This window comes from Corynebacterium aurimucosum (genome assembly GCF_030408555.1).
Taxonomy (GTDB): domain Bacteria; phylum Actinomycetota; class Actinomycetes; order Mycobacteriales; family Mycobacteriaceae; genus Corynebacterium; species Corynebacterium aurimucosum.
Window position 1 is genome coordinate 2,442,464 of the sequence record NZ_CP047048.1, and the last position, 13,963, is coordinate 2,456,426.

The following is a 13,963-nucleotide window of genomic DNA, read 5'->3' on the forward strand; positions in this document are numbered from 1 at the left end:
AGGGGCATGAGCGAAGAGTGGCGACCGATGAACGCGGTGAGCGCGGTGAGCGCTAATCGCGCTCACCGGTTTAGTCGGTGCCTTAGGCGGTGCGGGCAGCTAGCTCCAGGCGCTCGCCACCGTCGGCGACGTCAACGTGCACGGTATCGCCGTCCACGATGTCACCGGCCAGGAGCTTCTTGGCCAGCTGGTCACCGATGGCCTGCTGGATCAGGCGGCGCAACGGGCGGGCACCATAGGCCGGGTCATAACCGCGCTCGGCCAACCACAGCTTGGCCGCGTCGGAGACCTGCAGCGTCAGGCGGCGGCCGGACAGGCGCTCGGCCAAGCCCTTGAGCTGGATGTCCACGATGCCGGAGAGCAGATCCGAGGTCAGCGGCTCAAACATCACCACATCATCAAGACGGTTGATGAACTCCGGTTTGAAGCTGCGCTTGACTGCCTCCATGACCTCCTCCTTGGTGCCGCCGGCACCCAGGTTCGAGGTCAGGATGATGACCGTGTTGCGGAAGTCCACGGTGCGGCCCTGGCCATCGGTCAGGCGGCCTTCATCGAGCACCTGGAGCAGCACGTCGAAGACATCCGGGTGGGCCTTCTCGACTTCGTCGAAAAGCACCAGCGTGTACGGACGGCGACGCACCGCCTCCGTGAGCTGGCCACCGGCGTCATAGCCCACGTATCCCGGAGGGGCACCGACGAGGCGAGCGACGGAGTGTTTCTCACCGAACTCGGACATATCGATGCGAACCATGGCGGATTCATCGTCAAAGAGGAAGTCCGCCAAAGCCTTCGCCAGCTCCGTCTTACCCACGCCCGTCGGGCCGAGGAAGAGGAAGGAGCCGGTTGGGCGGTTCGGGTCAGCCACACCGGCGCGGGCGCGGCGCACAGCGTCGGAGACCGCGGTGACGGCCTCCTTCTGGCCCACCACGCGCTGCCCCAGCACGGACTCCATGTTGAGCAGCTTCTCGGTCTCTCCCTGCAGCATCTTGCCGGCTGGGATGCCGGTCCAAGCGGAGACAACCTCCGCGATGGTATCCGGAGTGACCTCCTCGCTGAGCATGGTGTTGTGCTGCTGCTGAGCCTTCTCCTCGGCGGCAGCCAGGTCCTTCTCCAGCGGCGGCATCTTGCCGTAGTTGATCTCGGAGGCCAGTGCTAGGTCACCATCGCGCTCCGCAATCTCTGCCTGGCGGCGCAGGTCCTCCAGTTGTTCCTTGATGGTCTGCACATCATCGATGGCCTTCTTCTCATTGGCCCAGCGGGCCTTGAGTTCACCGAGCTTCTCGCGCTCATCAGCCAGCTCCTGCTGAAGGGCAGTCAAGCGGTCCTTCGAGGCGGCGTCCGATTCCTTCTTCAGAGCCAACTCCTCAATCTCGAGGCGGCGCACGATGCGCTCCAGCTCATCAATCTCCTGCGGGGAGGAGTCAATCTCCATGCGCAGGCGAGAGCCTGCCTCATCGACCAAGTCGATGGCCTTATCCGGCAGGAAGCGGTTGGTGATGTAACGGTGCGAGAGCTCAGCGGCAGAGACCAAGGCCGAGTCCTGGATACGCACACCGTGGTGCACCTCGTAGCGCTCCTTGAGGCCACGGAGGATACCGATGGTGTCCTCCACGGAGGGCTCAGCGGCGTAGACCTGCTGGAAGCGGCGCTCCAGGGCGGCGTCCTTCTCGATGTACTTGCGGTATTCATCGAGGGTGGTAGCACCGACCAGGCGGAGCTCGCCGCGGGCCAGCATGGGCTTAATCATGTTGCCGGCATCCATGGAACCTTCACCGGTGGCGCCAGCGCCGACGATGGTGTGCAGCTCATCGATGAAGGTGATGATCTGTCCATCGGAAGCCTTAATCTCATCGAGCACGGCCTTGAGGCGCTCCTCGAACTCGCCGCGGTACTTCGCGCCGGCGACCATGGAACCGAGATCCAGGCTCAGCAGCGTCTTGCCCTTGAGGGATTCCGGTACGTCACCCGCCACGATGCGGCGGGCCAAGCCCTCCACGATGGCGGTCTTACCCACGCCGGGCTCACCGATGAGCACCGGGTTATTCTTCGTGCGGCGGCTAAGAACCTGGACCACGCGGCGGATCTCCTGATCGCGGCCGATTACCGGGTCAATCTTGCCCTCGCGGGCACGGGCGGTGAGGTCCGTGGCGTACTTCTCCAGAGCCTGGAACTGCTCCTCGGGGTTCTCCGAGGTCACCCTGGCTGCACCACGCACGGAGGGGAAAGCGCCCTTGAGCGCGTCGTAAGTGGCACCCCGGGAGGTCAGCAGCTCCGCGGCATCCGTCTTCGAGCCCGCAATAGCTGCAAGCAAAACCTCGGTGGAGACGTACTCATCACCAAGCTCGCCGGCCAGCTCCTGGGCGCGGGTGAGGACGTTGAGGGCGTCGCGGTTAAAGTTCGGGTTCGCCATGTTGGCACCCTCGGCCTTGGGGAGGGCGTCGATAAGCTGGCGCGCCTCCTTCAGCACCGTATCTGGGTCCACGCCGGTGGCCTTGAGCACCGGGGCGGCAATGCCGTCCTGCTGCTCGAGGATGGCTGCTAAGAGGTGTGCCGGGCGGATGTCCGGGTTACCGTTGGCGGAGGCCGTCTGCAGTGCTTGCTGCAGGGCCTCCTGAGTTTTAGTGGTGGGGTTAAAAGAACTCATTGTTGTGTTTCTCCGTTTCTACTATTTATCCAAACCTCCCTGCGGCTACAGCAGGGAAGGTAGCTTCACTGTCTATAACGCTACAGAACTTGAGTCTGTTCCACTCAACTAGAAGTTTTTAAACCAACCACCCCCGACCGGGTTGATAGGGCTTCACTCAACTTTTTCTTCTGCCCGCTTGGCAGGCCATAGGCATAAGAAAACCAGCCCCACCGCCCTGCTGGGTGCAACGGTGCGGAGGGGCCGGTGCCTTAAATGCTTAAGCCGACTGAGAGGCTTGTGGTTGCTCCTCTGGAAGGTCGTAGGAAAAGGAAGCGAGAACCACGGCCGTGACAAAGCAATAGAGGGACCACTTCTGTTCGAGGTCGATATCTCGAAACTCACCCATCGACGCCAGGTGGCACATGCCGTCAGCGCCAGCCCACAGGGTGAGGTTCTTGATGTAGACCAAGCGGTCCTCCGGCGCATAGCCGGCCTCTCGCAGCGCCTCACGGGCAAACCGCATCAGCAGCGCGAAGGACTCACCCATCTGGGTTTGCTCCTCACCGTCCTCACTCAACGGCACCACGGAGCCGGAGGCAGCAGCAATGCAGGCGCTATAGCGTTCGGGGAAGGTCACCGCATAGTGGAAATAGGCCACCGCAACGCACAGGAGCTTGTCGACGGCCGATGCACCCTCCGGCAGCCGCTCCAGCAGGTAGAGACTGTGGGCTTCAAGCTCGCGGTCGGTTTCCCACTCAACGGATTCACGCAACACGAAGTCATTGTCCACCAGCGAAGCAACGAAAACATCGGAGACACCGAAATACTCGGCCACGTTCTCAATGGTCACGCACTGCAGCCCTTCCCGCGCTGCCAGCTGGATGGCACGTTCCTTAACAGCCATGCGTGCCCGCTCTGTGGAAAGTTCCTGCACGTCCTCAATCGCAGAGATGTCCAACGAAATATCGCGGTCCGGAACAAACCCGGCGAGCAACGCGCGGTACTCCTGCATCGGGCTACGCACATCCGGAATCTCCAAGAACTCCGCAGCCTTGAACAGGGTTCCAATGAGTGCTTTACATACCTCACGGAGGTTAAAGCGTCGCACCACCGAGTGCTGGTGCCGCAGCACACCCAAAACACTCAGGTGCGCCATACCGTGGACGGTAGCCAAGGTGGCCGCGCTCAGCCGCGCCACCGTTTGAAAGCACACATCGCTTCCTACCTTAAGCTTCTCCTCGGCCGCGATGAGCGAGATGTTTTCATAGATCAGGTCCAAGGTGCGATTGTGGGATAAGTTTCCCTGCAAAAGAGCACGCCATTCATCCTCGGAGACATAGGCCTTCTTCTCAAAGAGGTAGCGGAACAGCTCCGGCTCACGTTCGGCGTACTCGTAGTAGGCCTCAGTAAAAGTGGTCAGCTTAGTAAAAAGATCGGCGTAACCAAGAGCAGCGTCGAGCGTTTCCTCGAGGAACTTAACTTTCCGGTCAGTTACGTAATCAGGAAGCGCGTGCACGATTGCCTCGCGATCAGGAAATTCCGCGCGTACCTCAGCGACGGGAAGCTCCGCCAGCTTGGCCACGGATTCCATGGTAATAGCCTCATCGCCCTCGGCTGCTCCGATATGAAGCGCAGACTCGAGGATGACCTCACGAGGTGAGCCTTCATAAAGAATATGCATATGGATTCCTAAGATTGCGCTGCCGACGAAAGAATAAAAAGAAAGAATGGGAGAGCGCCACGCTAACAACTTCCTGAATTTTATCCCCATTCTTGGTTAAAGAGCAATGTGTTTACTAGGCACTGACTCCCGTAATGCGGGCCACCCTGTGAACGAAGAAACCCCCAGGCCACGGCCTGGGGGTTTCACGCGGGAAAGGTCAGCGTCTACTTCTCTGAGCCGACGTGTCCGATGCCTTCCTTGAAGATGGTGCCGCGCGGCGGCATCATTCCCGTGAACTTGAAGACGAGGTAGATAACCACCGCGATGCCCAGGGAGATCCAGCCGAAGCCAGCGGTGAAGCCGTACATGACGGCCAGCGGCGCGATGATGGTCCAAGAAATCTCAAAGGGTCCGAAGCCAATGTAGGCCATGCCGTACTCCGACAGGGTGCCGGACTTGAGCTTCGGATCGACGATCTTGAGGATCGCAATACCGGTGGCCACGGTAGCCGTCGCCCAGCCCCAGCCAAAGATGCCGCGCTCAATCCAGCGCTCGCCGAAGAACTCGGCAGGGAACCACATGAGGAAGAAGATGCAGTAGATGGTACCCAGGACAAAGAGCAGGAGAAGAGCCTGCCAGTAGGCCGCGACGGCAGCCGGCACGATGGCCGCCACACCGAAGGCAATGAGGTAGTCGGTGGCCGCACCGGACACCGAGCTCACCGTGTCCTTGTCCAGGTAATCCTTGGCGCCCACCATGTTCATCACCGCACGGAAGAGCAGACCCACGACCATAGACATAGCGAACAGCGGGATGGACACGTTCTCCCACACAGAGGAGATTCCCTTGTTGATGCCATAAGCGGTCATCACGGTCAAAGCGATAAAGCCAACGTGCAGGGTGATGGGCTCGATGGCAGAGGGGTTCGTCGTGGCACGGCCCAGGGAAGGACGATCCTCCAGGCGCGAGATGTAGCCGCGGCGCAGTTCCTCCGGAAGCTGCTTCGGCACATGCGAAACCTTGCCCTTACGGATGCCCCAGTTACCGGCGACGATACCGCCAATGATGGCGGCCAGCGTACCCACGGTGGCGGAGGTAAAGCCCAAGGAGGACGCCGCCTCAGCACCCACACCTTCCAAGGCACTGCCGACAGCCGCCGCGGTACCGAAGCCACCCGTGAAGCCAACGGGCAGCATCATGCCGAACCAGTCCGGGGTATCAAAGGTTGGCTTGAACAGGAGAAGACCCAAAACGATGAACAGGCCCCACTGGCCGGTGAACATCATGGTGGAATAGCCCCACATGTTGCGGGCGCCTTTGCCCATATTGCCGCCCATCTCCATGGAGAAGGCCATGGAGGCGAAGACCACAGCGATGAGCAGTGAGGTGTAATCGCCGAGGTTGTCGGAGAAACCGATCCAACCCAAGACATTAGGGCCTAAGAGCAAGCCGAGTAGGCCTGCCGTGATGGGGGCAGGCAAGAGCAAGTCCTGGAACACGAACTTGATCTGGTGGCGCAGAACGTTGCCGATAACCATGAGCAAAGAAATCCAGCCCACGTCGGTCATGATTGTGAACGCAGAGAATTCTTCCATGCGAAAACTTCCTTCCATGCCGCACTCGGCGGCGTCCTTGAGACGAGACTCACCCTCTTTCGGGAAATGAACCGTTGATTACACTATAACCCCCTTCCCGCTTTTCCACCCCTGGCATATAACCCGAGGGTGATGTGGCTCTACCCCCAAGGGCTAGGATGGGCGGGCATGAGGGAACTGGGTGAGCACCTACGCAAGCACGCGGAAGACTATCGCGACGCAGTACACGGGCACTTTTTCGCCACCGTGGCCGAGTCCCGCCAGGTCTTTGCTCTGTCGATGAAAGACACGCACCCCTCCATGGCCCCGGCGCTGGCGTGGGTGCTGGAGAATGTGGAGGGCGATGAGGTACAGGGGGACGTGGCCCAGCGCCTGGTACGCATGGGCCGTGATCATCGCCGCCTCGGTTTCCCGCCTGAGGTCTATCCGAAATTTGAGGCATCACTTGTTCACGGGCTGGGGGTTCTGGGGCTCACGCCGTACCAGCATGACGTCGCCACGCGCACCATTTCCCAGGTGTGCTCCATCATGCGTACCGCCGCACAGGAGGCGGATGTCGCCGGTCTTCCTCCCGCTCATAGCGCCCAGGTGGTGGCGGTGGAAAAGCCCAACCGGAACACCGCTGTGGTCCGGTTGGAGTCCGGTATGGCGCTGGACTACCGCGCGGGCCAGCACGTGCCGGTGACCTCGCAGCTCACGCCGGGAACCTGGCGTCCGTTGACCCCGGCTGCGCCTGCTGGCGATTCCGGGCAACTGATATTCCACCTCGCGCTGGCCGGTGAAGCTTCCTCCATGCTGGCAAAGGCGCAGCCGGGTGATTGGTGGACGTTGGGCATGCCCGCCGGTGAGCCGCCGCAACTCGATTCCGGAACCACCCTCATTTCCTTCGGCACCGGGTGGGCGGGCGCCCGGGCGCTGCTTCTCGACGCCCTGGAGAACACCCTCCCCTCCGGTCTCCAGGTCTATGCCGTAGCACCTTCGCCGGGCGAGCACTATGACACGGAATTTCAGGCTAACCTGCAGGCCTTGGTTCCGGAGCTGAAGCTGCGCCACATCGTGCGGGAGGGACAGGACCCGTGGTTGCTGGGGGCGCAGCCGGCTGCCCACGGGTTTAAGCCTGTGGTGGCCAAGGAACCGATAGAACCGGTGCTCGCTGAAGGGACTGACCGCCGCTTTGTACTCATCGGTCCGGCCGACCGCGTGGAACTAGCGCGTGCGGCCTTGCTCGCGGGTGGCGTCGCGGAGGAGGCTATCACCATGGATAGCTGGCAGCGTGGCCACGAGTGGGCGGCCTCCGCCGCGGAGCTCGACGGCTGGGGCGATGACTGGGAGGCTTGGGCGGCATGGAAGAAATCCCAATGGGCCTAAGCGCTATGAGCGCCTAGGCGTACAAACGGAGCTTAGGCGTGCAATCGGAGCCTAGGCGTGCAATCGGGGCTTAGGCGTCTAGGACGGGGAGGGATTCGCGGACCTTCGCCACGGAGTCTGGCTCCACCTCGCCGTAGAGGATTTCCGGCTCATAGCTGGCTTCGGCAAGACGTGTGCCATCCGGCGCCACGAGGACGGAGTGCCCAATGCCGGTGGGGCCGGAAGTCTGCCCCGCCTTCGCCTCCCCACCGGGGCGGGCCTGGCCTGCGGCCAGAATATAAGCCGTGGAATCAAGCGCGCGCGCCGCGCTGAGCAGGCGCCATTGCTCCAGCTTGCCCGGGCCATCTGCCCAGCTGGTGGGCACGACGATGAGCTGAGCACCCTGGCGGGCGAGCTCCTTGAATTGTTCAGGGAAGCGGATGTCATAGCAGGTGGCGACACCCACGGTGAGGTCACCGGCATCGAAGGCAACGAGTGACTCGCCCGGCCGGACGGTATCGGATTCCTTGTACTTGAAAGCATCGTAAGTGTGGATTTTTTCGTAGCCGCCGAGAACACCAGGCCCGGCGATGAGCGCAACGTTGGCCACACGATTAATGGTCTTCTCCCCACGCTGGACGGTATCCGCTGGGGCAAACATTCCCAGCACCACATACACGCCGAGTTCTTCTGCCAGCGCGCGCACGGCAGTGGCGGTGGGGCCATCAAGCCCTTCTGCGTGTGTATCGAGGCGCCCGGAGTCGAAGCTCTGGGTGGTAGCTTCCGGCAGGACGATGAGCTGCGCGCCGTTGGCCGCGGCTTCCCGGATCTTGTCGAGCGCTACTACGAGGTTCTCCTCGACGTTTCCGGTACTGGTCAATTGAACTGCTGCTACCTTCATGCGGCCCACGGTAGACGAGCCCGGACTAGTTATCCACAGATTTCGTGGATTCGCGGTTGCTGCTCTTTACGGCGATTGGACAGTTAGCGCAGTCTCGATGCTATGAACCACCTCGACATCGACCATGCTGCCCTTCAGCAGATCCGTTCCCTCTTCGGGCACGTCTCGCCCGCCGCCACGCCTTCTTTGAAAGAGCCTCCCCGTACGGCTCGCGCACTAGCTCTTCTCGGCGCGCGGTGGGAGGAGGTGCGAAGAGCCAGCGAAGGGGATCGACGGGCGCGCCTAGGAGAGCTGGAGCGCTTCGTGGGTGTGACCCAGAGTCTTGATGTAAACCTTTCCGCACGCCTGGAGGGAAGCGAATGAGCGCGGCGGAAGAACTACGCACGGAGGCTGACTGGATGGTAAATTCTGCTTCTGAACTCGAACTTTATGTCACTGACTCACACCATCATTGGGCGGGCCTAGCGCTATCCGGAGCTGCTTCCGATGCCGCACGGCACGCATTGCAGCGCGCCACCGACACGCTATTAGAACCCGCGCAACAGATGCGCCTGGCCGCGCGGATCCTGAGCCTCTATGCGCCACTGCTGGAGAGAATTGAACAACTGCGCTCACGCGCACTGCAGCTCGCTGCGATCCCTGTATTTGCCGAGCCCGCCAGCGTGGCGCTTGGGCAGTTAGATGCGTTGGCCGACGTCCTCGATTGGGCCTGCGCCCGCCAATTAAACGCCTTATGCACCCCGGAGATGGCCCAGCCACCGAGCCGCTTGGAGGATTTCAGCGACCTGACTCTCACTGAGCTGCACCAGGTCCAGCTGACCATGGCTAGCGAGGAGGTTCGTTCCCTGGCCGCGGCTAACCCGGATATCACCGTGCTGGAGGCCGGCCCCGGGCGGTTGGTGGCACTCGTGGACCCCGAAGGCATCGGGACCCACGCCGCCCAGGTAAGCACCTTTGTGGGTGGGGTAGGTTCTTCCGAGACAGCGAGCTGGCCCACCGCCGTGGAGCGCGCCCGCGCCATCGCGCGCGCCACCAATGGGCCCACGGTGGCGTGGATTGGTTATTCCGCCCCGGCCTCGCTGCCCCGCGCTGCACACGAGGACCCGGCGCGCCGCGGGGCTGCTGAGCTGGGCCGCTTCCAGCGCGCTTTGCGGCAGCGCTTTCCGCACGCGCAGCATATCCTCCTGGGCTACTCCTATGGCTCTGTGGTGGTGGGCAAGGCGGCGCAGCAAGACTATGTTGCGGATGACATCGTGCTCGTCGGCAGCCCGGGCGCTTCCGTGGCTAGTGCCTCGCAGCTGCACGGCCGGGTGTGGAGCGCGCGGAATACCGAGGACCCCATCGCGATTGCCACCGGACCGCGCGGCGGAATCCACGGCCCTGATCCCTCCTCCCCTGCTTTTGGCGCCGCCCCTCTGCCCGACGCGAACGGCCTGCCGGGGGATCATGGTTCCTATTGGAAAGACCCCGCATTTCTGCGGGGCCTGGGCATCATCGCGCAACGCTTTTAGAAGAGACCAGCCTGCTCCTCGGAGTAGGACACCAGCATGTTCTTCGTCTCCTGGTAGTGAGCGAGCATCATGAGGTGGTTCTCACGGCCGATGCCGGACTCCTTGTAGCCGCCGAAGGCGCTGTGCGCGGGGTACACGTGATAGTGGTTGACCCACACGCGGCCGGCCTGGATTTCACGCCCGGCGCGGTAACAGATGTTCTGGTGGCGCGACCACACGCCGGCACCCAGGCCGAAGTTGGTGTCGTTAGCAATCTGGATGGCTTCCTCGAAGTCCTTGAACGTGGCCACGGAGAGCACCGGGCCGAAGATTTCCTCGCGGAAGATGCGCATGTCATTGGTGCCACGGAAGACGGTCGGCTCAATGTAGTAGCCGTTCTCTAGGCCCTCCACCTTGTTCACATGTCCACCGATGAGGGTCTCCGCACCTTCCTTCGGGCCGATCTCGAGGTATTCGGCGATCTTGTCCATCTGCTCCTGGGAAGCCTGCGCGCCCATCATTGTTTCGGTATCGAGCGGGTGGCCGATCTTGATCTTCTTCACGCGCTCTACGGCCAGCTCCAGGAACTTGTCCGCGATGTCCTCGTGGATGAGCGCGCGCGATGGGCAGGTGCAGACCTCACCCTGGTTGAGCGCGAACATGACGAAGCCTTCGACGCACTTCTCCAGGTAGGCATCATTCTTGTCCATGATGTCCGCGAAGAAGATGGACGGTGACTTGCCGCCGAGCTCCAGCGTGACAGGAATGACCTTGTCTGCAGCGGCCTTGTTGATGATCTTGCCCACCGGGGTGGAGCCAGTGAAGGCAATCTTGGCAATGCGATCCGAGGTAGACAGAGCCACGCCCGCTTCCTCACCGACACCGTTGACGATGTTGAGCACGCCCTTCGGCAGGAGGTCCTCAATAATTTCAATGAGCAGCAGGATGGAGGCCGGTGTTTGCTCAGCCGGCTTCATCACAATGGTGTTGCCCGCGGCCAGCGCTGGGGCAATCTTCCACGCCGCCATGAGCAGCGGGAAGTTCCACGGGATGATCTGCCCCACCACACCCAGCGGCTCGTGGAAGTGGTAAGCCACGGTGTCCTGGTCAATCTGGGAAAGGCGGCCCTCCTGAGCACGAATCGCGCCGGCGAAGTAGCGGAAGTGATCGACTGCCAGCGGGATATCAGCAGCGAGGGTCTCACGCACGGCCTTACCGTTCTCCCAGGTTTCCGCGACGGCGATCTTTTCCAGGTTCTCCTCGATGCGGTCCGCAATGCGGTGCAACAGGAGCGCACGCTCGGCCGGGGTGCTCTTACCGAAGGTTTCGAAGGCCTTCTCTGCGGCGTCGATGGCCAGATTAATGTCTGCTGCCTTGCCGCGTGCGACCTGGCAGAAAACCTCTCCGGTAACCGGGGTGATGTTGTCCATGTACTCACCATCAACCGGTGGTACCCACTCGCCGCCGATGTAGTTGTCATAGCGCTCACGGAAGTTAACGATGGCATCAGGGGTTCCGGGGTTCGCATAGAAAGTCATGGTCATCGCACCTTTCTTGTTGTCTTATAGGTCTCCGTTGGGCCTTCACCTAAGGTGTCCCAGACACATTCACCTAGGAATGTGATAGGTCGCACAACGTTGAGTGCGAGTGTAGTGTTAAGTTTTGCAAAACTCACGTTTTCGAAAGCTATCCTCCCCAGGACAGTTGCTACCCAAACTGCCCTCGTTGCCAAAGTTTCACGGTCCAGAGCAATTTTGAACAAGAACTTTGGCAACAAGGGCACGTGCTAAGCAAAGAGCACAGAGCTTCCGGCTGAGCAGGCTGTAGATGGGCATAAAACAGAAGAACCCCTCCGCGAAGGAGGGGGAAACTTCTAGCTGTCGCGGCGTCGATTACGACGCGGCGTCCACATCACCACGGAGGTCGAACGCGGTACGTGGACCAGCTCACCGCGCGATGGGCGGGCCTGGCTGCGCAGGCGTTCAACTTCTGCCTGCAGTTCATCGCGCTCGGCGGCGAGGCGGTCACGCTCCGCAGTCAGCTCGATGATGGATTTAATACCGGCCAGGTTCACGCCATCGTCCTGCGAGAGCGCCTGAATCTTGCGCAAGAGCTCGATGTCGCTTTCGGAATAACGGCGCCCGCCCCCGGAGGTGCGGGCCGGGGAAACCAGCCCCATCCGGTCATACGTGCGCAGGGTTTGAGCATGCATGCCGGACAGTTCTGCAGCCACGGAGATGACATACATCGCCTTGGGCTGCGCCGCATCACTTCGGCTTGTTCTGTCCTTGCTCATCTCACACCTCCTTTAGCGCGCTACCGTATTACCGGCCCAACCGGCACGCGGATCGAAGCCGGAGTCCTTCTCCGCTTGCGCGTAGCTGCGCAGCGCCGAGGAAGCCGCCGCATCCAGCGTGGAGGGCACGGTGACCTGCACGGTCACCATGAGGTCACCGGCTTTGCCGCCGCGCTTGGCCACGCCGCGGCCCTTCACGCGCAACGTGCGGCCATCGGGTGTGCCCGCCGGCACCTTCACGCGCACGGGCGAATCGAGGGTCGGCACCGTAATGGTGTCTCCCAAGGCCAGCTCCGCAAAGGACACCGGGACGGTGACGTGCAGATCATCGCCTTCCCTGGTGAATACCTTGTCAGGCTTTACCGTGACCGCCACAAAGAGGTCACCGGAAGGCGTGCCATTCGGACCAGCTTCACCCTGACCAGCGAGGCGCACCTTCTGGCCATCAATCACTCCAGCAGGGATACGCACCGTGATGGAGCGGGTGCGATGCACCGTTCCGGAACCAGAGCAATCCGGGCACGGGTCCTCGGCCCGCTGGCCAGTGCCATCGCAGTCAGCGCACGGCGCCGAGAAGCCGAAGGTACCGCGCTGCTCAGAGGTAAAACCGGTGCCGTCGCACGTCGAGCACGTCGTCAGCTTTCCGCTCTTCGAGCCGGAACCGTGGCACGTGGTGCAGGGAGCTTCGCCACTGAGCTGCAAGGGAATGGTGGTTCCCTTCGCTGCCTCGCGGAAGTCGAGGGTTATTTGCGTTTCGACGTCGGCCCCCCGCGACGGCCGAGCTGTGTGGCCAGCACCACCGCCGCGGTTGAAAACGCTACCGAAGATATCCCCAAGACCGCCGCCTTGAGACGCTCCTCGAGCGGATCCTCCGAAGATGTCCGAGAGGTCGAATTCTTGCGCACCCGGTCCACCCATGTGCGTGGATCGAAACCCGCCGGGAAACCCGGCGCCTCCTCTCCGTCCAAAGCCACCGCCGCGCATCATGGCCTTGAACTCGTCATAGTCCTTGCGGGTAGCTTTATCAGAGAGCACATCATAGGCCTCCGCCACCTGCTTGAATTTTTCCGCCGCCGCGGGGTTATCCGGGTTGGCGTCGGGGTGGTTCTGGCGGGCCAGCTTGCGATAAGCCTGCTTAATCTCTTCGGCGGTTGCGGACGAGGAGACCCCCAGATCCGCGTAATAATCCTTGTCTGCCCATTCTGGCTTAGCGTTCACTGGGCATCTCCTCCTTTCAGGAGAGTCGATAAACGGTTAGGTTTTAAGATTTTTTGCTAAGTAAAAATGCTAATTAAGTAGTGAAAAGAAGAGTGGCGCCAAGGAACACTGAGCCCTGACGCCACCTGCGATACCTATTCTGCGCTATCCGAGCTATCCGGACTATCAGCGGTATCGGCTGACTCGGCAGGGTCGGCGATAATCACCATGGCGGTGCGCACAACGCGCTCGCCCACTGTGTAGCCACGGCGCAAGACCGTGCCGATGACCTGCTCGTCACCAGTCGAGAGGTCCTGGACTGCTTCGTGCACCTCGGGGTCGAAGGCATCGCCCTCAGCGCCGAACGGGGTCAGCTGGTTAGTAGTCAGCACGCCCGTGAGCTTGTCCGCAATGGCCTTGAGCGGCCCCTCGTTGAGGTCTCCGTGTTGGCGTGCGAGCTCCAGGTCATCAAGGATAGGCAGGAAATCTGCCAGGACCTTGGCCTTGGTGGTCTCGATCACGGCCTGACGGTCACGCTCAGTGCGACGGCGGTAGTTGGTGTACTCCGCGTTGAGACGCTGCAGATCCTCGGTGCGCTCAGCCAGCTGAGCCTCCAGGGAGTTCTCAGCGCTGGCGTCGTCATCAGCGATGTCGCGAGCGGCATCCTCAACCGCAGCCTCTGCCTCAGCGGTGCCCGCGGTGGCAGCATCAGCCTGTGCCTCAGCAGCCTCATCCACGGCGCCGTCGGCCGAAGCAGCCTCTGCGGCGGCAGCCTCCGCAGCCTCAGCGGAGGTTGCCTCGGGGTCGGTGTTGGCCGGGTTGCCCGGGTCCTGAGGGGAGGTCATGGT

The 13,963-nt window shown here is 61.9% G+C and carries 11 protein-coding genes; 3 read left to right on the forward strand and 8 right to left on the reverse strand.

The genetic code is table 11. The features are described 5' to 3' along the window. Positions 1-82: 82 nt before the first annotated feature. From clpB to CAURIM_RS11570, 3 genes are all read right to left on the reverse strand, one after another. Positions 83-2,644: an ATP-dependent chaperone ClpB gene (gene clpB / locus CAURIM_RS11560; RefSeq protein WP_201829032.1), complete on the reverse strand. Its 2,562-nt coding sequence runs from the start codon at positions 2,642-2,644 to the stop codon at positions 83-85. 259 nt (positions 2,645-2,903) lie between these two features. Further along, positions 2,904-4,307 (reverse strand): TetR/AcrR family transcriptional regulator, encoded by a 1,404-nt coding sequence (locus CAURIM_RS11565; RefSeq protein ID WP_010188683.1) that lies wholly within the window; start codon positions 4,305-4,307, stop codon positions 2,904-2,906. Between the two features lie 206 nt (positions 4,308-4,513). Further along, a complete protein-coding gene (locus CAURIM_RS11570; protein WP_010188682.1) occupies positions 4,514-5,884 on the reverse strand; it encodes a sodium/glutamate symporter in 1,371 nt (456 codons plus the stop codon). A gap of 168 nt (positions 5,885-6,052) precedes the next feature. On the opposite strand from CAURIM_RS11570, the gene CAURIM_RS11575 reads away from it, so the two are divergent. Continuing rightward, positions 6,053-7,252, forward strand: coding sequence for an FAD-binding oxidoreductase (locus tag CAURIM_RS11575; RefSeq protein ID WP_201829030.1), 1,200 nt, complete (start codon positions 6,053-6,055; stop codon positions 7,250-7,252). A gap of 70 nt (positions 7,253-7,322) precedes the next feature. Here CAURIM_RS11575 and CAURIM_RS11580 read toward each other — a convergent pair whose 3' ends face one another. Beyond that, complete coding sequence (locus CAURIM_RS11580) at positions 7,323-8,132, reverse strand: carbon-nitrogen hydrolase family protein (protein WP_201829028.1); 810 nt, start codon at positions 8,130-8,132, stop codon at positions 7,323-7,325. A gap of 102 nt (positions 8,133-8,234) precedes the next feature. Between CAURIM_RS11580 and CAURIM_RS11585 the strand changes: the two genes are divergently transcribed. Beyond that, positions 8,235-8,495, forward strand: coding sequence for a hypothetical protein (locus tag CAURIM_RS11585; RefSeq protein ID WP_070717696.1), 261 nt, complete (start codon positions 8,235-8,237; stop codon positions 8,493-8,495). After that, positions 8,492-9,643 (forward strand): alpha/beta hydrolase, encoded by a 1,152-nt coding sequence (locus CAURIM_RS11590; RefSeq protein ID WP_201829026.1) that lies wholly within the window; start codon positions 8,492-8,494, stop codon positions 9,641-9,643. Before CAURIM_RS11585 ends, CAURIM_RS11590 begins: the two co-directional genes overlap by 4 nt. Here CAURIM_RS11590 and exaC read toward each other — a convergent pair. From exaC to grpE, 4 genes are all read right to left on the reverse strand, one after another. Beyond that, complete coding sequence (gene exaC, locus CAURIM_RS11595; protein WP_201829024.1) at positions 9,640-11,160, reverse strand: acetaldehyde dehydrogenase ExaC; 1,521 nt, start codon at positions 11,158-11,160, stop codon at positions 9,640-9,642. The two genes, CAURIM_RS11590 and exaC, sit on opposite strands and share 4 nt — an antisense overlap. Positions 11,161-11,495: 335 nt before the next feature. After that, entirely contained in the window at positions 11,496-11,918 is a 423-nt protein-coding gene (locus CAURIM_RS11600; RefSeq protein WP_070448076.1) for a heat shock protein transcriptional repressor HspR, read from the reverse strand. A gap of 12 nt (positions 11,919-11,930) precedes the next feature. Next, positions 11,931-13,136 carry a molecular chaperone DnaJ gene (dnaJ, locus tag CAURIM_RS11605; RefSeq protein ID WP_070711614.1) on the reverse strand — a complete coding sequence of 402 codons (1,206 nt, stop codon included), beginning with the start codon at positions 13,134-13,136 and terminating at the stop codon, positions 11,931-11,933. A gap of 134 nt (positions 13,137-13,270) precedes the next feature. Further along, the gene (gene grpE, locus CAURIM_RS11610) at positions 13,271-13,960 is read right to left on the reverse strand and encodes a nucleotide exchange factor GrpE (RefSeq protein ID WP_201829022.1); all 690 of its coding nucleotides are present in this window, start codon (positions 13,958-13,960) and stop codon (positions 13,271-13,273) included. Positions 13,961-13,963: the final 3 nt, after the last annotated feature.

Bases quoted from the DNA above. Each gene is read 5' to 3' on its own strand.
- clpB (WP_201829032.1), bottom strand. From the start codon at position 2,644: ATGAGTTCTTTTAACCCCACCACTAAAACTCAGGAGGCCCTGCAGCAA.
- CAURIM_RS11565 (WP_010188683.1), bottom strand. From the start codon at position 4,307: ATGCATATTCTTTATGAAGGCTCACCTCGTGAGGTCATCCTCGAGTCT.
- CAURIM_RS11570 (WP_010188682.1), bottom strand. From the start codon at position 5,884: ATGGAAGAATTCTCTGCGTTCACAATCATGACCGACGTGGGCTGGATT.
- CAURIM_RS11575 (WP_201829030.1), top strand. From the start codon at position 6,053: ATGAGGGAACTGGGTGAGCACCTACGCAAGCACGCGGAAGACTATCGC.
- CAURIM_RS11580 (WP_201829028.1), bottom strand. From the start codon at position 8,132: ATGAAGGTAGCAGCAGTTCAATTGACCAGTACCGGAAACGTCGAGGAG.
- CAURIM_RS11585 (WP_070717696.1), top strand. From the start codon at position 8,235: ATGAACCACCTCGACATCGACCATGCTGCCCTTCAGCAGATCCGTTCC.
- CAURIM_RS11590 (WP_201829026.1), top strand. From the start codon at position 8,492: ATGAGCGCGGCGGAAGAACTACGCACGGAGGCTGACTGGATGGTAAAT.
- exaC (WP_201829024.1), bottom strand. From the start codon at position 11,160: ATGACTTTCTATGCGAACCCCGGAACCCCTGATGCCATCGTTAACTTC.
- CAURIM_RS11600 (WP_070448076.1), bottom strand. From the start codon at position 11,918: ATGAGCAAGGACAGAACAAGCCGAAGTGATGCGGCGCAGCCCAAGGCG.
- grpE (WP_201829022.1), bottom strand. From the start codon at position 13,960: ATGACCTCCCCTCAGGACCCGGGCAACCCGGCCAACACCGACCCCGAG.